At 67.0% G+C, this 18605-nt stretch carries 22 protein-coding genes and 1 other RNA gene; 10 read left to right on the top strand and 13 right to left on the bottom strand.

Features of this window, described 5'->3' with window-relative positions; translation table 11 throughout:
• Positions 1 to 186: 186 nt before the first annotated feature.
• From ssrA to K4043_RS00020, 4 genes are all read right to left on the bottom strand, one after another.
• Positions 187 to 589: a transfer-messenger RNA gene (ssrA, locus tag K4043_RS00005) on the bottom strand.
• 107 nt (positions 590 to 696) lie between these two features.
• Complete coding sequence (locus K4043_RS00010; RefSeq protein ID WP_123729003.1) at positions 697 to 1050, bottom strand: hypothetical protein; 354 nt, start codon at positions 1048 to 1050, stop codon at positions 697 to 699.
• Positions 1051 to 1130: 80 nt separating this feature from the next.
• A complete protein-coding gene (locus K4043_RS00015) occupies positions 1131 to 1568 on the bottom strand; it encodes a YeeE/YedE family protein (RefSeq protein WP_265307759.1) in 438 nt (145 codons plus the stop codon).
• The gene (locus tag K4043_RS00020; RefSeq protein ID WP_265307760.1) at positions 1565 to 1990 is read right to left on the bottom strand and encodes a YeeE/YedE family protein; all 426 of its coding nucleotides are present in this window, start codon (positions 1988 to 1990) and stop codon (positions 1565 to 1567) included. Before K4043_RS00020 ends, K4043_RS00015 begins: the two co-directional genes overlap by 4 nt.
• A 155-nt stretch (positions 1991 to 2145) precedes the next feature.
• Between K4043_RS00020 and K4043_RS00025 the strand changes: the two genes are divergently transcribed.
• Positions 2146 to 2445: a metalloregulator ArsR/SmtB family transcription factor gene (locus K4043_RS00025; RefSeq protein WP_265307761.1), complete on the top strand. Its 300-nt coding sequence runs from the start codon at positions 2146 to 2148 to the stop codon at positions 2443 to 2445.
• Between the two features lie 9 nt (positions 2446 to 2454).
• On the opposite strand, the gene K4043_RS00030 is transcribed toward K4043_RS00025, so the two are convergent.
• Positions 2455 to 2883 (bottom strand): GNAT family N-acetyltransferase, encoded by a 429-nt coding sequence (locus tag K4043_RS00030; protein ID WP_265307762.1) that lies wholly within the window; start codon positions 2881 to 2883, stop codon positions 2455 to 2457.
• Positions 2883 to 3386 carry an SsrA-binding protein SmpB gene (smpB, locus tag K4043_RS00035; RefSeq protein ID WP_123729005.1) on the bottom strand — a complete coding sequence of 168 codons (504 nt, stop codon included), beginning with the start codon at positions 3384 to 3386 and terminating at the stop codon, positions 2883 to 2885. Before smpB ends, K4043_RS00030 begins: the two co-directional genes overlap by 1 nt.
• 57 nt (positions 3387 to 3443) lie before the next feature.
• Here smpB and K4043_RS00040 point away from each other — a divergent pair, with 57 nt between their 5' ends.
• Entirely contained in the window at positions 3444 to 3872 is a 429-nt protein-coding gene (locus K4043_RS00040; protein ID WP_026069778.1) for a type II toxin-antitoxin system RatA family toxin, read from the top strand.
• Positions 3873 to 3875: 3 nt separating this feature from the next.
• Positions 3876 to 4136 carry an RnfH family protein gene (locus tag K4043_RS00045; RefSeq protein WP_265307763.1) on the top strand — a complete coding sequence of 87 codons (261 nt, stop codon included), beginning with the start codon at positions 3876 to 3878 and terminating at the stop codon, positions 4134 to 4136.
• Between the two features lie 16 nt (positions 4137 to 4152).
• Here the strand turns inward: K4043_RS00045 and bamE are convergent, their stop codons facing one another.
• Positions 4153 to 4545, bottom strand: a complete 393-nt coding sequence (gene bamE / locus K4043_RS00050; RefSeq protein WP_123729007.1) for an outer membrane protein assembly factor BamE — start codon at positions 4543 to 4545, stop codon at positions 4153 to 4155.
• 104 nt (positions 4546 to 4649) lie between these two features.
• Between bamE and fur the strand changes: the two genes are divergently transcribed.
• Positions 4650 to 5057 carry a ferric iron uptake transcriptional regulator gene (gene fur, locus K4043_RS00055; protein WP_070470227.1) on the top strand — a complete coding sequence of 136 codons (408 nt, stop codon included), beginning with the start codon at positions 4650 to 4652 and terminating at the stop codon, positions 5055 to 5057.
• 114 nt (positions 5058 to 5171) lie between these two features.
• Here fur and recN read toward each other — a convergent pair whose 3' ends face one another.
• Entirely contained in the window at positions 5172 to 6833 is a 1662-nt protein-coding gene (gene recN, locus K4043_RS00060; RefSeq protein ID WP_265307764.1) for a DNA repair protein RecN, read from the bottom strand.
• 125 nt (positions 6834 to 6958) lie between these two features.
• On the opposite strand from recN, the gene hrcA reads away from it, so the two are divergent.
• The 6 genes from hrcA to K4043_RS00090 all read left to right on the top strand — a co-directional run bounded on the left by hrcA (position 6959) and on the right by K4043_RS00090 (position 14218).
• On the top strand, positions 6959 to 8026 hold the full coding sequence (gene hrcA / locus K4043_RS00065) for a heat-inducible transcriptional repressor HrcA (RefSeq protein ID WP_088433152.1): 1068 nt from the start codon (positions 6959 to 6961) through the stop codon (positions 8024 to 8026).
• Between the two features lie 82 nt (positions 8027 to 8108).
• Complete coding sequence (gene grpE / locus K4043_RS00070; protein ID WP_123729009.1) at positions 8109 to 8624, top strand: nucleotide exchange factor GrpE; 516 nt, start codon at positions 8109 to 8111, stop codon at positions 8622 to 8624.
• Positions 8625 to 8799: 175 nt separating this feature from the next.
• Positions 8800 to 10728, top strand: coding sequence for a molecular chaperone DnaK (gene dnaK, locus K4043_RS00075; RefSeq protein ID WP_123729010.1), 1929 nt, complete (start codon positions 8800 to 8802; stop codon positions 10726 to 10728).
• A 164-nt stretch (positions 10729 to 10892) separates the two neighbouring features.
• On the top strand, positions 10893 to 12029 hold the full coding sequence (gene dnaJ / locus K4043_RS00080; protein WP_121042065.1) for a molecular chaperone DnaJ: 1137 nt from the start codon (positions 10893 to 10895) through the stop codon (positions 12027 to 12029).
• Between the two features lie 171 nt (positions 12030 to 12200).
• Entirely contained in the window at positions 12201 to 13109 is a 909-nt protein-coding gene (gene pdxY / locus K4043_RS00085; protein WP_265307765.1) for a pyridoxal kinase, read from the top strand.
• The gene (locus tag K4043_RS00090) at positions 13106 to 14218 is read left to right on the top strand and encodes a prephenate dehydrogenase (protein WP_265307766.1); all 1113 of its coding nucleotides are present in this window, start codon (positions 13106 to 13108) and stop codon (positions 14216 to 14218) included. The genes pdxY and K4043_RS00090 overlap by 4 nt, the downstream gene beginning before the upstream one ends.
• Before the next feature lie 147 nt (positions 14219 to 14365).
• Here the strand turns inward: K4043_RS00090 and K4043_RS00095 are convergent, their stop codons facing one another.
• From K4043_RS00095 to K4043_RS00115, 5 genes are all read right to left on the bottom strand, one after another.
• Complete coding sequence (locus K4043_RS00095; protein ID WP_265307767.1) at positions 14366 to 14560, bottom strand: hypothetical protein; 195 nt, start codon at positions 14558 to 14560, stop codon at positions 14366 to 14368.
• A 67-nt stretch (positions 14561 to 14627) separates the two neighbouring features.
• A complete protein-coding gene (locus K4043_RS00100) occupies positions 14628 to 16394 on the bottom strand; it encodes an ABC transporter transmembrane domain-containing protein (protein ID WP_265307768.1) in 1767 nt (588 codons plus the stop codon).
• The gene (locus tag K4043_RS00105; protein ID WP_265307769.1) at positions 16387 to 16995 is read right to left on the bottom strand and encodes a YigZ family protein; all 609 of its coding nucleotides are present in this window, start codon (positions 16993 to 16995) and stop codon (positions 16387 to 16389) included. The genes K4043_RS00100 and K4043_RS00105 overlap by 8 nt, the downstream gene beginning before the upstream one ends.
• Before the next feature lie 44 nt (positions 16996 to 17039).
• Positions 17040 to 18020, bottom strand: coding sequence for a hypothetical protein (locus K4043_RS00110; protein ID WP_265307770.1), 981 nt, complete (start codon positions 18018 to 18020; stop codon positions 17040 to 17042).
• Complete coding sequence (locus tag K4043_RS00115) at positions 18017 to 18571, bottom strand: RNA polymerase sigma factor (RefSeq protein ID WP_265308509.1); 555 nt, start codon at positions 18569 to 18571, stop codon at positions 18017 to 18019. The genes K4043_RS00110 and K4043_RS00115 overlap by 4 nt, the downstream gene beginning before the upstream one ends.
• Positions 18572 to 18605 lie beyond the last annotated feature (34 nt).

Below are 18605 nucleotides of genomic sequence, written 5' to 3' on the forward strand. Positions count from 1 at the left end.
CCGACAATTTGAAGGCCAGCGAGTAATCCCGCTGGCTGCGCCTGAGTGTTGAATCCATTGAACATTCCTCTTCCTGTGGGAAAAGGTGTCAACTCAATTCAGGACGGGTCACGGACAACAAAAAAGCCGGAACCCCTTATTTGACGGGAGGTTCCGGCTTTCTGTGGTCCTTGTGGGACCGTCTAATGGTGGAGGTGGGCGGAATTGAACCGCCGTCCGAAGGCACTCCATCCCCGGTACTACATGCTTAGCTCACCGTTGAATCTCATCCTGTGGCAGCACGGTGTGCAAAGCGCACCCCAGGACCAGCCTGCTTTAGTTAAGTCGTGACTGACAGGCAGCCATCACAACCGGTTCCGTGATAATGACCCTACATCTACGAGCACGGGCACAAGTAGGTTCGGGGGTTCGCCTAAGGCGGCTGTAGAACTAAACGCTAAAGCTGTTTTTAGGCAGCGATTGCGAAGTCGTTCGAACCGTAGTTGTCGTCGTTGGCAACTAAAAGTTTGCTGCTGGATTAACGAGGAAAGCTGCCCCCTCGGCATGCACCAAGTAACTTCACAACCCCCGTCGAAACCAATGCACCCCCGGTTTCTTCAAGAACCGCACTTCATCCGGAAAACAGCACCGGAGCTCTACTTGACGGACTGGATGCTACTCCAATCCAGCTGAACAGTCACCTTGCCCGCCAAGGACTTACTTCTGCAGCTGGCGGCGGCTGTCGGCCTTGTGGCGGGCCTTTTCCTTCTTCAGGCGGTTGTGCTCGTTGCGCACGGTCATGGCCTGCTTCTTGGCCTGCGGCTCAACCCGGGCCATCAGCGATTCCACCTGGGCCACCAGGCGGCGGTGCTCCAGGCTGTCGTAGCTCTGGGTTTCCGAGGCGACGCGCTTGGCATTGCGGATCAGGTAGGTCAGCACCTTGAGCAGCGCGGCCGGGTCCATGGCGCGGGCGAGTTCGTCAAAGATGAACTCCAGCGCCGCCACGTCGGCGCGCAGGGTGGTCAGTTCGTCCGCCGCCTGTGCGGGTGCCGGGGTAGTTTCAAGAGTCACGCGCGGATCCTTTCCGTATCAATGCGGGGATTCTGACAGCTGTGCGGGGTTGGCGGGGAAAGATCGTTGTCTCGCCCCTGTCAGCTGGTCGATGTCCGCTCAGCCCGGCGCTCCCACCCTTGGTGCACTGCCATGCCGACCAGCATCGCCGGCACGAACCACAGCGCTTCGCTGGCGGCGTAGCCGGCACCGACCAGCGCGGGCCCGGGGCAGTAGCCGGCCAGACCCCAGCCGATGCCGAACAACGCTGCGCCGCCGAGCAGACGCGTGTCGATCCGTTGGCTGTTGCTGAGATGGAAGCGATCTGCCAGGCGCGGCCGCGGTGTTCGCAGCACGAAACGGAACAGCAGCCCCGTGGTCGCGACGGCGCCGCCGAGCACGAACAGCAGGGACGGGTCGAACGCCCCGGTGACATCCAGGAAGCCGAGGATGCGCAGCGGATCGGTCATGCCCGAGACCGCAAGCCCCAGACCGAACAGGGCGCCCGCACCGAGCGCGGCGAGGATCTGTCGGCTCATGCGATCCCCGCGAGATGGCGGACGATGAAGGTGGTCAGTATCGCGGTGGTCATGAACACCCCCACGGCGACCAGCGAGCGCAACGACAGCCGGCCCAGCCCGCAGACGCCATGGCCGCTGGTGCATCCGCCACCCATCTGGGTGCCGACGCCCACCAGCAGCCCGCCCGCCACCAGCAGGATGGGCGGAAAGCCGATTCGCGAGGGCGCGGCTGCGGGCAGCCAGTGCAGTGCGAGTGCACCGGCGGTGATCAGACCGAGCAGAAACGCATAGCGCCACGCGGTCTCGCCATGCTGCGGAAACAAGGCGCCGGCAGTGATGCCACTGATGCCGGCGACGCGGCCGTTGAGCCAGAGCAGTGCGGTGGCCGCGAGGCCGATCAACACCCCGCCAGCCAACGAGGTCGCCCAGTAAGGCGTCATGGCTGATAGCCCGCGGTGGAAGGACGGTGCTGATATGGCATGGGCGTGCCCTGTAATTTAGATAAAGCTAAATTAGGGTTGTCTCAGGTAAAGTGCAAGCCATGCGTGATGCGAACCCCACCCCACATCCCACAGCGGCCTCCCGTGCTGCAGAAATGGCCGCCCAGGCGGACCAGGCCGCCGCGCTGCTCAAGGCGCTGGCGCACCCCGCGCGGCTGCGTGTGCTGTGTCGCCTGGTGGAAGGCGAGGCGTCGGTAGGGGAGCTGCAGCCGCTCAGTGGACTGGGCCTGTCGGCGCTGTCCCAGCACCTGGCGGTCCTGCGTGGGATGGCGTTGGTGACCACGCGGCGCGAGGCGCAGACGATTTTCTATGCGTTGGCCGAATCCCCGGCACTGGGTGTGCTGGCGGCACTGCATGACGCCTATTGCCCGGACGGGCACGCCGAGGCGGTCTGACCCAGTGGGTCAGAGCGACTTGCGCAGGTACAGGCGCTGATGCCCGGGCGGAAAATCCTGCAGCCGGCCGAACACTTCATAGTCCTGCTTGAGATAGAAGCCCTCGGCCTGCCAGGAGAAGGTATCCAGCGTCACGGCGTGCGCGCCGAGCGCGCGGGCCTGCTGCTCGGCCTCGGCCAGCAGGGCCCGGCCCAGTCCTTCGCCACGGCGGGTATCGTCGACCCAGAGCGCATGCACCATCAGCCAGCCGCCACAGACATCGGCGGCGATCCCGGCCACGACCTGGCCGGCGTCATCGTGGATCACCCGGTTGACCGGGTGATCGTCCAGCGCATCACCACAGGCGGCCTGGTTGAAGGCCAACAGGCCGGCGAACACCGCGCGGGTGCCCTCGGCGCTGGCGGGCTGGATAACCGGGGCGGGCGACGCCGGCGCCATCAGGCGTCGCGGTTGTGCCGGCGCATGGTGCGCGACTTCTCGCGCGCCCAGTCGCGGTCCTTCTCGGCATCACGCTTGTCGTGGGTCTGCTTGCCCTTGGCCAGCGCGATCTCGAGCTTGATGTTGTTCTTGCTCCAGTACATCGCGGTGGGCACGATCGTGTAGCCATCGCGCTGCACCTTGCCGATCAGCTTGTCGATCTCACTGCGATGCAGAAGCAGCTTCCGCTCGCGACGGTCGTTGGCCACCATGTGGGAGGAGGCCTGGATCAACGGGGTGATCTGCGCGCCGATCAGGAAGATCTCGCCATCGCGCACGTAGGCGTAGGCATCGATGATGTTGCCGCGCCCGGCGCGGATCGACTTGACCTCCCAGCCCTGCAGGGCCAGGCCGGCTTCGAAGCGATCCTCGATGTGGTACTCGTGACGGGCACGCTTGTTGAGCGCGATGGTTTTGTTGGCCGTCGCGCCCTTTGCTTTATCCTTGCCGCTGTTCTTGCTCATTTCCCTATTGTCTCCGATTCGGGCACGCCCGGTCGATTCATCCGACATCTGTATCGCATGCCAACTATCCGACGTAGTGCCCTGGTCGAACATTCGGCTGCCCGTATGTTCGACCTGGTCAATGATATTGACGCCTATCCGCGCCGCTTTCGCTGGTGTTCGGCCTCGCAGATCCTGGAGTCCGGCCCGGACCGACTGGTCGCGCGCCTGGACCTGGGCTTTGGGTCGTTCTCGACCTGGTTCATGACCGAGAACACGCTGCAGCGCCCGCACAGCATTGATATGCAGCTCAAGGACGGGCCGTTCAAGCGCCTGCACGGGCGCTGGGAGTTCCACGCGCTGGCCGAGGACGCCTGCAAGGTCACGCTGACGCTGGAGTTCGAACCGACCTCACGCCTGCTGGGTCCGGCTTTGGCGCTGGGTTTCCAGGGGCTGGCCGACCGCATGGTGAATGATTTCGTCCGCGTCGCCGACGCCCAGGACTGAGTCGTGATCACGGTCGAGGTGGTGCTGGCCTGGCCCGATCGGGCCGATACCCGGCGTTTGACCTTGCCTGAGGGGGCCACGGTCGCCGATGCCATTGAAGCGGCGGCCATTGACGGCAGCGCGCAATGCCCGGCCGTGGCCGTGCATGGCCTGCTGGCCAGGGCGGATCAGATACTGCGCGAGGGCGACCGGGTCGAGCTGCTGCGTCCGCTGCTGGCCGACCCGAAAGACAACCGCCGCCGGCGCGCACGCGCCGGCAGCTGAGTGAAGAAGGCGGGCCTCAGCGGCCGCGCTTCTTCTTGTCCTTGGGCAGGTTGCGGCCGAACTGGCGCAGCGTGCTGCGGGCCAGCTCGGCGTCGTCGCTGGCGAAGTACTCGCCGTCCCAACGGGTGACTGCGTCGTTTTCGAAGTAGACGGTGAAGTTCTTCACTTCCGTCTTGCCCACGCGGTTGACGCGCTGGCTGGCGGTGTAGTCCCAGCGCTGGGCGTGGAACGGGTCCGCGATGGAGGGCGTACCAAGCAGGGCACCAACCTGCTGCTTGCTCTGGCCCACCTGCAGCTGACCGACGGCCTGCTCCCGGATCAGGTTGCCCTGATAGATGGGTTGCTTGTAAATGATGCCGCAGCCCGTGGTGGACAGGGCAACGGCGGCGACCAGCAGGAGATTGCGCATCGGGGAATGGCGTTTGGGGAAATCGAGTCGATGATACACTCCTGACGTGTCGCCGCGACCCAATCCGAGGCAGCTGGCGCTAAATCGCCAATGAACGGAGAAGTATGGAAACCCACGACCTGCGCAAAGTCGGCCTCAAGGTGACCCATCCGCGTATGCGGATCCTGGCGCTGCTCGAGCAGCGCAATGCCAGCCACCACATGACCGCCGAAGACATCTACCGCCAGCTCCTGGAGCACGGCGACGAGATCGGCCTGGCCACGGTGTACCGGGTGCTGACCCAGTTCGAGGCCGCCGGCCTGGTGCTGAAGCACAACTTCGAAGGCGGTCAGGCCGTCTACGAGCTGGACCGCGGCGGTCACCACGACCACATGGTCGATGTGGACAGCGGCAAGATCATCGAGTTCGAAAGCCACGAGATCGAGGAGCTGCAGCGCAAGATCGCGGCCGACCACGGCTACGAGCTGGAAGAGCACTCGCTGGTGCTGTACGTCCGCAAGAAGCGTCGGTAACGGCCTGCAGGGCGCCCGGATGCGATCAAAAAACCCCGGGCATGCCCGGGGTTTTTGTTTTCAGGGGGAGGCGCCGGTTCGGGCGGGGCGCCGGCCAGCGGCCGGCAGTACCTGTCACACCTGCAGCAGCTTGCGCGCCGCGGCCCTGGCTTCCTTGCTGACTTCCACGCCGCCCAGCATCCGGGCGAGCTCTTCCTCGCGGGCCTTGGTATCGAGCTTCTCGACTGCGCTCTGGGTCATGCCGTCCACCGGCGCCTTGCTGACCCGGTAGTGGGCGTGGCCCTTGGAGGCGACCTGCGGCAGATGGGTCACGCACAGCACCTGACGCTTCTCGCCCAAGGCGCGCAGCTTCTGCCCGACGATGTCGGCCACGGCGCCACCGATGCCCGAATCGACTTCGTCGAAGACCATGGTCGGCACCGCATCCAGGCCCAGCGCGGCGACTTCGATCGCCAGCGAGATACGGGACAGCTCGCCACCCGAGGCGACCTTGCGCAGGGCGCGCGGCGGCTGGCCGGCGTTGGCGGCGACCAGGAACTCGACCCGCTCGGCGCCGTTCGGGTCCGGCTTGACCACGGTCTGCGGCTCGATATCGATCAGGAACTGACCGCCGCCCATGCCCAGCTCGCCGATCAGGGTGGTGGTGGTGTCCGACAGGGCCTTGGCGGCCTTCCGGCGGCTGGCGCTGAGCACCTCGGCCACGGTCTTCCACTGGCCGGCGGCACGGTCGATCTCGCCGGCCAGGGCCTGCAGGCGCTCGTCGGCACCGCGCAGCTGCTCGACTTCGGCTTCCATCGCGTCGCGGTGCTCGCCCAGCGCTTCCATCGGCACGCGGTGCTTGCGCGCGAGGTCGTGCAGGCGGCCGAGACGGCGCTCGATATCCTCGAACTGCTCCGGGTCGGCATCCAGGTCGTCATGGACGCGGTCGAGCAGGGACAACGCTTCGTCCAGCTGGATGGCGGCGCTGTCGAGCAGGGCATCGACCTCGCCGAGCCGGCTGTCGTGTTCGGCCACGCGGGCCAGGTCATGGCGGGTCTGCTGCAGCAGCTGCAGGACCGAGACCTCGTCATCCCCATTGAGGCGGCTCACCGCCACGTCGCAGGCGCCGATCAGCGCGCTGGCATGGGCCTGGCGGCGGTGGCTGCTGCCCAGGGTGGCGATCGAGGCCGGGTCCAGGTCTTCGCGCTTGAGCTCGCTGAGCTGGTGCTCCAGATAGCCGATCCGGTCGCTCACGTCGCCCTGGCGCGACAGCGCCTCGGCTTCATCGACCAGCGTCTGCCAGCGTGCCGCGGTCTGCCGGACCTGGGCGCGCTCGGCATCGTTGCGGGCAAAGGCGTCTAGGAGCGAGAGCTGCGAGGGGCGCGCGAGCAGGGCCTGCTGTTCGTGCTGGCCGTGGATTTCGACCAGCATGCTGGCCAGCTCGGTCAGCTGGGTCAGTGTCACCGGGCGGCCGTTGATGAAGGCGCGCGAGCCACCGTCGGCGCGGATCACCCGTCGCAACTGGCACTGTTCTTCGTCGTCGAGCTCGTTGTCGCGCAGCCATTGGCGGGCCGGGGCATCGGCCAGCGGCGCGAATTCAGCCGAGAGCTCGGCGCGCGCGGCGCCGTGGCGGACCACGCCGCTGTCGGCGCGCAGCCCGGACAAAAAGCCCAGCGCGTCCACCATCAGCGACTTGCCCGCGCCGGTTTCACCTGAGACCACGGTCATGCCGGCGGCGAATTCCAGCTCGGTGGCGCGGACGACCGCGAAATCCTTGATCGATAGATGTCTAAGCATGGTCTACGTTGTACACGAGGGGCGTCTCCAAGCCGCGCACGCTAGCATGGGCGGGGGGCGTCTCCAATGACTTGCCAACGCCCCGTGCAGCCATTATCTAAGTGGGCGTCTCACAGGCTGATTCCATGCATCCTTCCGCGTCCCATCTCGCCCCACGCGCCCGCCATCTGCTGCGGACGCTGATCGCGCGTCACATCCAGGATGGCGAACCGGTCGGCTCGCAGACGCTTGCCCGGCATGCCGGCCTGGACGTCAGCCCGGCCACGATCCGCAACATCCTGGGCGACCTGGAGGACCTGGGGCTGCTCAGCTCGCCCCATACCTCCGCCGGTCGGGTGCCGACCGCGCACGGCTACCGGGTGTTCGTGGACAGCCTGGTCAAGATGCAGCCGCCGGGCGAGGGCGAGCTCAGCCGCCTGCGCACCGAGCTGGCCACCGGCACCGGCACCCAGGCCCTGCTCGGCAGTGCCTCGGAGCTGCTCTCGGCGATGAGCCATTTCGTCGGGGTGGTCAGCGCCCCGCGCCGGGAGCAGTTCGCGTTCCGGCATATCGATTTCGTGGCACTGGACGCGCGCCGGGTGCTGGCGATCCTGGTGTTCGCCGACAACGAGGTGCAGAACCGGGTGATCGAGCCTCGCCGCGGGTTCAATCCCGGGGAGCTGGAGCAGGTCGCCAACTACCTCAATGCGAACTGCGCCGGTCGGCCGCTGGCCGAGATCCGGGCCCGCCTGCTGCTGGAGCTGCGCGATGCGCAGTCGGAAATGGAGCAGCTGCTGGCGCACAGCATCGAGCTGGCCGAGCAGGCGATGGTGCCGCCGGCCGATGACATGGTGCTGGCCGGGCAGACCCGCCTGATGGGCGTGCAGGATCTCTCAGACCTGGAGCGCCTGCGCGAGCTGTTCGACGTGTTCGCCAGCAAGCGCGAGATCCTGCAGCTGCTCGAGCGCACCATCCAGGCCCCGGGCGTGCGCATCTTCATCGGCGAGGAGACCGGGGTGATGCCGCTGGAAAGCGTCTCGCTGGTCACCGCCCCGTACTCGGCCGACGGCCAGGTGCTGGGCGTGCTGGGGGTGATCGGCCCGAAGCGGATGGCCTACGACCGCATGATCCCGCTGGTGGAAGCCACCGCCCAGGTGCTGGGGGCCGCGCTGGGCTCGCCCGCTGGCGGCGGATTGTCCCGCGATCGCGCATAAAGCGGCCCTGGACTCTTGAATCCCGTAGCCGCGCCCACATAGGGGTGGGTGGAGGCGGAGAGTCACCGCCAAGGATCCGGAAATGAACCAAGATCAGCCCGATATCGCATCCCAGAATCCCGCCGGCGAGCCGGCCGCTGAGCCGTCCCTGCAGCAGCAGCTGGACAGCCTGCACAACGAGGTGGCCCTGCTGCGTTCGGAGTCGCTGCGCGAACGCGCCGACCTGGACAACCAGCGCAAGCGCGTTGCCCGCGACGTGGAACAGGCGCGCCGCTTCGCCAACGAGAAGCTGCTCGGCGAACTGCTGCCGGTGTTCGACAGCCTCGACGCCGGCCTGAATGCCGCCGGCAGCGAGCCGAGCCCGCTGCGCGAAGGTCTCGAACTGACCTACAAGCAGCTGCTCAAGGTCGCCGCCGACAATGGCCTGACCCTGCTGGACCCGACCGGCCAGACCTTCAACCCTGACCACCACCAGGCCATCAGCCAGGTCGACGCGCCCGGTGCGGCGCCCGGCAGCGTGGTCCAGGTGTTCCAGAAGGGCTACCTGCTCAATGACCGCCTGCTGCGGCCGGCGCTGGTCGTGGTCGCCCGCGACTGATCCACAGGTCGGTCCGCCGGACCAGGTCCGGCGGCTCGGCCGGACGCTGAACGCGTTGGGTCGCCATCGGACACTGTGTTTGATGGACGGCTTGAAAGTGTCCGCAGCGTCCCACACATCCCATTCATAACCCGGCAGCTGCCGGATGTACCCAGAACTTTCAGGAGTCTCCCTCATGGGCAAGATCATTGGTATCGACCTCGGCACCACCAACTCGTGTGTGGCGATCATGGACGGCGGCAAGGCCCGCGTCATCGAAAACGCGGAAGGCGATCGCACCACGCCGTCCATCGTCGCCTACACTAAGGACGGCGAAGTCCTGGTCGGCGCCTCGGCCAAGCGCCAGGCGGTGACCAACCCGAAGAACACCTTCTACGCTGTCAAGCGCCTGATCGGCCGCAAGTTCACCGACGCTGAAGTCCAGAAGGACATCGCGCACGTGCCCTACGGCATCCTGGCCCATGACAACGGCGACGCCTGGGTCCAGACCAGCGATGGCAAGAAGATGGCCCCGCAGGAAATCTCCGCCCGCGTGCTGGAGAAGATGAAGAAGACCGCCGAAGCGTTCCTGGGTGAGACCGTCACCGAGGCCGTGATCACCGTGCCGGCCTACTTCAACGACAGCCAGCGCCAGGCCACCAAGGACGCCGGCCGCATCGCCGGTCTGGAAGTCAAGCGCATCATCAACGAGCCGACCGCTGCTGCCCTGGCCTATGGCCTGGACAAGGGTGACGGCCGTGACCGCAAGATCGTTGTGTACGATCTGGGCGGCGGCACCTTCGACGTCTCGATCATCGAGATCGCCAACGTCGACGGTGAGAAGCAGTTCGAAGTGCTGGCCACCAACGGTGACACCTTCCTGGGCGGCGAAGATTTCGACAACCGCGTCATCGAATACCTCGTCGACGAGTTCAACAAGGACCAGGGCATCGACCTGCGCAAGGATCCGCTTGCCCTGCAGCGCCTGAAGGACGCCGCCGAGCGCGCCAAGATCGAGCTGTCCACCAGCCAGCAGACCGAAGTGAACCTGCCGTACGTCACCGCTGACGCGTCGGGCCCGAAGCACCTCAACATCAAGCTGACCCGCGCCAAGCTGGAAGCGCTGGTGGAAGACCTGATCAAGAAGTCGATCGAGCCGTGCCGCATCGCGCTGAACGATGCCGGCCTGCGTTCGAGCGACATCGGTGAAGTGATCCTGGTCGGCGGCCAGACCCGCATGCCGAAGGTGCAGCAGGCCGTAACCGAGTTCTTCGGCAAGGAACCGCGCAAGGACGTCAACCCGGACGAAGCCGTGGCACTGGGTGCTGCGATCCAGGGTGGCGTGCTGGGCGGCGACGTCAAGGACGTGCTGCTGCTGGACGTGACCCCGCTGTCGCTGGGCATCGAGACCCTGGGTGGCGTGTTCACCAAGATCATCGAGAAGAACACCACCATCCCGACCAAGGCCTCGCAGGTGTTCTCCACCGCCGAGGACAACCAGTCGGCCGTGACCGTGCACGTGCTGCAGGGTGAGCGCGAGCAGGCCCGCTTCAACAAGTCGCTGGCCAAGTTCGATCTCTCCGGCATCGAGCCGTCGCCGCGCGGCCTGCCGCAGGTGGAAGTGTCCTTCGACATCGACGCCAACGGCATCCTGCACGTGTCGGCCAAGGACAAGAAGACCAACAAGGAACAGAAGGTCGAGATCAAGGCCGGTTCGGGTCTGTCCGAGGACGAGATCGCACGCATGGTCGCCGACGCGGAAGCCAACCGCGAAGAAGACAAGAAGTTCCATGAGCTGGTCCAGGCCCGCAACCAGGCTGACGCGCTGATCCACGGTACCCGTACCGCGATCACCGAGCACGGCAGCAAGGTCGGTGGCGACGTGATCGGCAAGGTGGAGTCGGCCCTTGCCGATCTGGAAACCGCGATGAAGAGCGACGACAAGGCACAGATCGAAGCCAAGTCGAAGGTGCTGGAAGAAGCCGGCCAGGCACTGTTCGCGGCCTCCGCGGCAGCCGAGCAGGGCGGCGCGGCACCGGGCCCGGATGCCGGTGGCAACAGCGGCGCGCACGACGATGTGGTCGACGCCGAGTTCACCGAAGTCAAGGACGACAAGAAGTCCTGATCCGGGCACGACACGGGACGTTGCGCAGGCAACGTCCCGTTGTCATATCCCCCTTCTGGTCCTGACAGCCGTATCCCGGCCTGTCGGGGCGCCCGGCGAAAGAGCGGACCTGGTGCCGCTCTTCCGCTTTGACGAATCCCGACTTCCGGAACCCGATTCAAGTTATGAGCAAGCGCGATTACTACGAAGTGCTGAGCGTGTCCCGCACCGCCAGCGATGAAGAACTGAAGAAGGCCTATCGCCGTTGCGCGATGAAGTTCCATCCGGACCGCAATCCGGGTGACAACGAGGCCGAGGCCGCCTTCAAGGAATGCAAGGAAGCCTACGAAACCCTGTCCGATGGCAACAAGCGCCGGATGTACGATGCACACGGCCACGCGGCGTTCGAGCACGGCATGGGCGGCGGTGGCGGTGGTCCGGGTGGCCCGGACATGGGCGATATCTTCGGTGACATCTTCGGCAACATCTTCGGCGGTGGCGCCGGTGGTGGTGGTCCGCGCCAGGCCCGTCGTGGTGCCGATATCGGGTACGTGATGGAGCTGGACCTGGAAGAAGCGGTGATGGGCGTGGAGCGCCGCATCGAGATTCCGAGTCTGGTCGAGTGTGATGACTGCAATGCCAGCGGCTCGGAAGATGGCAAGGTCGAGACCTGCTCGGTGTGCCGTGGCCAGGGCCAGGTGCGCATCCAGCGCGGCATCTTCGCGATGCAGCAGGCTTGCCACCACTGCAACGGCCGTGGCCAGATCATCCAGAACCCCTGCAAGACCTGTCACGGCAATGGCCGTGTCGAGGAAGACAAAGTGTTGTCGGTCAAGGTGCCTGCGGGCGTCGACACCGGCGACCGCATCCGTCTGTCCGGTGAAGGCGAGGCCGGTCCGGCCGGCACCCCGGCAGGCGATCTGTACGTGGAAGTGCGGGTGCGCGAGCACGCCATCTTCCAGCGCGACGGCGACGACCTGCACTGCGAAGTGCCGATCCGCATCTCGCAGGCCGCCCTGGGCGATACCGTCCGTGTGGCAACGCTGGGCGGCTACGCCGAGATCCGCATCCCGGCCGAGACCCAGACCGGCAAGCTGTTCCGCATGCGGGGCAAGGGCGTGCGTTCGGTGCGCAGCCGCAGCGAAGGCGACCTGTACTGCCGCGTGGTGGTGGAGACCCCGGTCAACCTCACCCCGGAGCAGCGCAAGCTGCTGGAACAGTTCGAAACCACCTTCACCGGTGAGGAAGCGCGCAAGCATTCGCCGAAGTCGGCGACCTTCATCGATGGCGTGAAGGGCTTTTGGGACCGGATGACGTCGTAAGCGTCACGGGTTCCTGTGAACTACCGAAGGCTCCCTGGCGACAGGGGGCCTTTTTTGTGCGCGGACGGCGGTGTAGAGCCACCCCATGGGGTGGCTGCGCGGGGTCCTCGGTGGATCGACAGCCACCCATGGGGTGGCTCTACCGGGCGGCACCGGGCGTAAAATGTCGGCATGAACGAATCCCTCGAAAGCCACCTGGTCCACGGCCGCCGCCAGCGCCCGGACGGTCCGTCGCCGGTCGACGTCATCTCGGTGCAGTCCCAGCTGGTCTACGGCTATGCCGGCAACAGCGCGGCCGTGCCGCCGCTGCGCGCGCTCGGCGTGCGCGTGGCCGAAATCCCGACCACGCTGCTCAGCAACGCGCCGTTCTACGAGACCACGCGCGGCCGCGTGCTGCCTTCGGACTGGTTTGCTGACCTGCTGCTCGGCGCCGGTGAGCGCGGCCTTCCACAGCGGGCACGGATGCTGGTGTCCGGCTACTTCGGCAGCGTCGGCAACGGCGCGGCCTTCGCCGACTGGCTCGATGCGGTGCTGCCATCCTCGCCGCAGCTGCGCTACTGCCTGGACCCGGTCATTGGCGACACCCACACCGGCCCTTATGTCGAGCCGGGCCTGGAAAACGTCTTCGCCGAACGTCTGCTGCCGCACGCCTGGCTGGTCACGCCGAATGCCTTTGAACTCGGCCGCCTGACCGGGATGCCGAGCCTGGCGCAGGACGATGCGATCGCCGCCTCGCAGGCGCTGCTGGCGCGTGGGCCGGAGTGGGTGCTGGCGCACAGCGTCGGCGGCGATCCAGGCCAGCTGGTCACGCTCGCGGTGAGCCGCGACGCGATCTGGCGCTGGTCCTCGCCGCATCTGCCGGTGGACGTAGCCGGCACCGGCGATGTGCTGATGTCGTTGCTGGTCGCCTTCCTGCTGCGCGGGGAAACCTTCGAACAGGCGATCTCGCGTGCCATCGCCGGCGTGCACGTCGCGCTGGAGACAACCCTGTCCAACGGCCACGAAGAGTTCGATGTACTGGCCGCGGCGCCGGCCGCGTTGGCGTTGCCGGATCGTTTCGTCGCCGAGCGCCTGGCGTGAGTCTGAAACCGGTGGTCGGCATCGTCGGCAGCGACGGTGCCTACGGGCGCTGGCTGCGCCGGTTCCTGGAACAACGCCTTGGGCTGGACGTGATCGGCCATGACCCGGCCGACGCATCGTCGGACAATCCGGAAACGCTGCTTGATCGCGCCGAGGTGTTGATCTTCTCCGCACCGATCCGGCACACGCCCGCGTTGATCGCCGACTACGTGGCCCGCTCGGCCGGTCGCGAAGCCGGTCGCCTGTGGCTGGATGTCACCTCGGTGAAATCGGCGCCGGTGGAGGCGATGCTTGCTTCGCAGGCCGAGGTAGTGGGTCTGCATCCGATGACGGCTCCGCCCAAGGCACCCACGCTGAAGGGCAGGGTGATGGTGGTCTGCGAGGCGCGCCTGTCGCGGTGGCAGCCGTTCGTGCAGCAGCTGTGCGAGGCGCTGGAAGCGGAATGCGTACGTGCCACGCCGGAGCACCATGACCAGGTCATGGCGCTGGTGCAGGCGATGGTGCATGCCACGCATCTGGCCCAGGCGGGTGTGCTGCGCGAATACGCGCCGATCCTCGGTGCCTTGCCGGCGTTGATGCCGTATCGCTCGGCCTCGTTCGAGCTGGATACCGCGATTATCTCGCGCATCCTCTCGCTCAATCCGGCGATCTACGAAGACATCCAGTTCGGCAACCCGCACGTGGCGCCGATGCTGGATCGCCTGTTGGCCCAGTTGCATCAGTTGCGGGCACAGCTGGAGCAGGGCGATGACGGTGCGCGCGCGGCGTTCCGCCAGCAGTTGCTGCTGGACAACTGCGACAGCCTGGGAGCGGAGGTGCTGGCCGATGGCAATTACACCTTCGAGCGGGTCGGCTACCTGCTGGCCGATCTCACCGAACGCAACGCGATCAGTGTGCACCTGCCCGAAGACCGGCCCGGCTCGTTGCGCGAGTTGCTGCATGTGTTCGAACGGCACCGGGTCAGCCTGGCCTCGATCCATTCTTCGCGGACGCCGGCCGGTGAGGTGCACTTCCGGGTGGGCTTCGTGGCAGGCAGCGATGCCCTCGCGCTGCAGGCGGCGGCCATCGAGATCGATGCCTCCGGTATCGGCCGCGTGCTGGTGCGCTGACACGGTGCGACGCAGCATTCATCCACAGGGGGTGTGGATGATCTGCGCACAAACATGTGGATAAGTGCGTACGCGCCTTGCAGTAAAAGGCTGTCAAGATGCTTGGTCAAAAATTGACCAACATCCGCGTAACTTTTTTTCAACGCCTCAGGTGACGAGGGTGAGCTCGCCGCCCGCCGTGCGGAACTCGCGGCCGTCGCGGATCAGATGGCGGCCATCGGCCAGCTCGTAACGCGCGCTCTGGCCGGTGCCTGCAGTGGCGTCAGCCTGCTCATCCTTGAACTCGATGATCACGTAATCGTCGCCGTTGGCGTCGGTGGCGGGGAACTGTCGGAACGACATGAAACACCTCCTGCAGCGCATCCAGTGAGGGCTGCAGGATGCGATGGCCGGTGTTACCGGCCCGTCATCAATCGATGAATTGCAGACGCGCCAGCTCGGCGTAGAGACCGCCCTCGGCCAGCAGCTCGGCATGCGTGCCCTGGGCGACGATGCGGCCGTGGTCCATGACCACGATGCGGTCAGCCTTCAGCACGGTCGCCAGGCGGTGCGCGATCACCAGCGTGGTGCGGCCGGCCATCAATCGCTCCAGCGCCTGCTGCACCGCGCGCTCGCTTTGTGCATCCAGTGCACTGGTGGCTTCATCGAGCAGCAGGATCGGCGCGTTCTTGAGCAGGGCGCGCGCGATCGCGATGCGCTGCTGCTGGCCGCCGGACAGGCGCGCGCCGCGCTCGCCCAGCTCGCTGGCATAGCCTTCGGGCAGGGCCTGCAGGAATTCATCGGCCTCGGCGGCTTCGGCCGCGCGCTGCACTTCTTCGTCGGTTGCTTCCAGGCGGCCGTAGCGGATGTTCTCGAACGCACTGCTGGCAAACAGGGTCGGCTGCTGCGGCACCAGTGCCAGCTGCTCACGCAGCTGTGCCGGATCGACCTCGCGCAGATCCACGCCATCGACCAGGATGCGGCCGGCCGCCGGATCGTGGAAACGCAGCAGCATCGACAGGATGGTGCTCTTGCCGGCGCCGGAGGGGCCGACCAGCGCGACCGTCTCACCCGGGCGCACGTGCAGATCCACATGATCCAGCGCGGCGGTATCCGGGCGCTGCGGGTAGTGGAACACCACATCCTCGAAACGGATTTCGCCGCGCAGTGGCTGCGGCAGCGGGGTGGGATGGGCCGGGGCGGTGATCTCCACGTCTTCCTGCAGCAGCTCGGCAATGCGGCCCATGCCGCCCGAGGCACGCTGCAGCTCGTTCCAGACCTCGGCCAGCGCACCGACCGAACCGCCACCGATCAGCGCGTACAGGACGAACTGGCCCAGCGTACCGGCGCTCATGTTGCCGTCGATCACCTCGTGCGCGCCGAGCCACAGCACGCCGACGATGGCGCCGAATACCAGCACGATGGCGCTGGCGGTGACCATCGACTGGGCGCGGATGCGGCGGCGTGCGGCACCGATCGCATCGCCCAGCGCGGCATTGAAGCGGCCGCGCTCATACGGTTCGCGGGCGTGGGCCTGCACGGTGCGTACCGCGCCCAGCGTTTCCGAGGCCAGGCTGTTGGCATCGGCGATGCGGTCCTGGCTGGCGCGCGCGATGTTGCGCAGGTGGCGGGCGCCGATGATGATCGGCAGCACCGCCAGCGGAATGCCGACCAGCGACCAAGCCGCCAGGTGCGGGCTGGTCACGAACAGCATCACCAGGCTGCCGACCACGGTGACGCTGCTGCGCAGGGCCACCGACATGGTCGAGCCGATCACGCTGCGCAGCAGTTCGCTGTCGGCGGTCAGGCGCGAGACCAGCTCGCCGCTGCGGCTGCGGTCGTGGAAGCCGGCACCCAGCGTGATCAGGTGGGCATACAGGCGGCTGCGCAGATCGGCGACCACCTTTTCGCCCAGCAGCGAGACAAAGAAGAAGCGCGCGGCGGTGGCCAGGGCCAGCACCACTGCGACCAGGAACAGCAGCGCGAACGCCTTGTTGATCTGGCCGCCACTGGTGAAGCCGTGGTCGATCATCTGGCGCACCGCGACCGGCAGGCTCAGGGTGGCCACCGAGGACACCGCCAAGGCCACCAGCCAGGCGCTGAACAGCCCGACGTGCCGGCGCACGAACGGCCACAAGGTGTTCAAGCTGCCCAATCGGCGCATCGGCGTGTCGTTCGGAACGGGTGCGTCAGTCATTCGATGGGCCTGGTTCGATGCGGGATTCAATACGGACACGATCACGAGTGGCGTCGCGGAGGCGGTTTTTCAACGGTTCGACCTGATCGGCCGGCAAGCGCAGGTGCAGGTTCACGCCGTCGGCGGTGAATGCTTCGTCCACTTTCTCGGCCAGATGGGCGCCCAAGGCGGCATGCAGCGGGCCCAGATCCTCGAAGCCGGCCTGCACGTCCAGCTCGGCCATGGCGATCAGGGGCAGCCGCGGGGCTACCCGCAGGCATTCGGCGGCGGTGCCGCCATAAGCACGGACCAGGCCGCCGGCACCGAGTTTGATGCCGCCGTACCAGCGTGTCACCACGACCATCACGCGATCGAAGCCCTGGCCATCAATGGCGGCCAGGATCGGGCGCCCGGCGGTGCCGGACGGCTCGCCGTCGTCGCTGGAGCGGTACTCGTTGCCGTAGCGGTAGGCCCAGCAGTTGTGGGTGGCATCGGCGACGGCGACCTGCTGCAGGAACTCCAATGCAGCGGCTGCATGCTGGATCGGCGCGGCATGGGCGATGAAGCGGCTGTGCTTGATCTCCAGGCTGTGGCTGACGGGGGTGGCGAGCGTATCGGGCATTCCCATCATTCTAGTGGGGATGCCTGATCACCGTACGCGCCGCGTCAGTTCTGGAGCAGCTGGCGGAGATCGCGCGGGATGCGCACTTCCGGGTACTGCTGCAGATAACGCTCCAGGCTGGCACGTGCGGTATCCACATCGCCGGCATCGCGTCGCTCGCGGATGCGCTTGAGCCATTGCTTGCGAGGCAGGCTGGCATCGGCAGCGACCGCCTGATGCAACGCGCGCACGGCGTCGTCTGCCGAGGTGGGGGCCGCCATCGGCGCGGCGGCGCGCCGCATCACGCCGGGGGCGCTGGGCGCAGGCTTGGCCGGCGCGACGCTTTTGAGGGCCCCACGCGGTGCTGCGCGGTCGATCGTGGAGCCGGTCACCACCACGCTGTCCAGCGCCGGTTCGTTCGTCTGCAGGGCAGCGGCCGATGCCGCCTCCGGTGCCGGGGCGGACATCATCGGCGCCGGTGCTGGCGCCGGTGCTGGTGCGGAAACATGCGGCGCGGGTGCGGCGATCACTTCCGGGCGGGGCGGGGCGACCGCTTGCGCACGCTCGGGCGCAGGCGTCGAGGTTGGCGCAGTGGCGGCCGCTGTGTCGTTCGCAATGCGCTCTTGCTGGACCACGGGCGGTGCAGCGACCGGGGCCGGTGGCGGTGCGGCGGCCAGTGCCGGCGCAGCCTCCATCCTTGCGGTGCTCGATGCGGCGGCGCCCGGTACGGGTGCGGCAACCGGTACGGCCAGCGGCGGCGCGGGCGGCTCTTCAGGCTTGAGCTGCCAGGCGATGCCGACCGCGAAGATCACCGAGGCGGCGAGGCCGAACACCGCCGGCAGACGCGAACGCTTGCGCGTTGCCCGCACCGGCGCAGCCGGCGGCAGCTTCCAGGTCGCCGCGTCGGCGGCCGGTGCTTCCACGGCCGTTCGCGCGGCCGCGAGCACGGCCGCGTCGATCGCCGGTGCGGGACCGGTCGCGCTCGGCCGACCCAGCAGCCGGGCCAGTTCGCGTTCTTCCGGGGTCAGCGAATCCGGGCGGTTCATCCGCTCAACCCCGCACGTAGTTTGTCCATGGCATAGCGCAGTCGCGATTTGACCGTCTCACGGCCGACGCCGGTGATCTCGGCGATCTCTTCCAGGCTCAGTTCCTGTTCCAGGCGCAGCTGCAGGACCTCGCGCTGCTCTGGCGGCAGCTGTTCCATCGCCAACTGCAGCTGGCGGCGTTGCTCGAACTCGGACAGTTGGGTTTCCGGCGTCCGCGCATCGGCGATCGCCGCCACACGCTCATCGGCGTCGATCGGGGCCGACGGCCGGTGCCGTGCGGCGCGCCAATGGTCATTGAGACGGTTGTGGGCGATCCGGAACAGCCAGGTGGTGAAAGCAGCTTCGGGCTGCCAGCCGGCACGGGCGGCAATCACGCGTTGCCAGACATCCTGGAACATCTCATCGGCCAGCGCACCATCGCGCAGCTGGCGCAGCAGGAAGCTGTACAGGCGGCTGCGGTGCCGGCCGTACAGCGCCTCGAACGCACGCAGGTCGCCACCGGCCCAGGCCAGCATCAGTGCTTCATCGGTCGGCAGGGCAAGGGCGTCCACGCCGCACAGAGTAAGCGCTGCGGGGGTGTTCGCA

Origin of the sequence: Stenotrophomonas sp. SRS1 (genome assembly GCF_026130205.1) — a bacterium.
In the GTDB taxonomy this organism is placed as follows: Bacteria; Pseudomonadota; Gammaproteobacteria; order Xanthomonadales; family Xanthomonadaceae; genus Stenotrophomonas; species Stenotrophomonas rhizophila_B.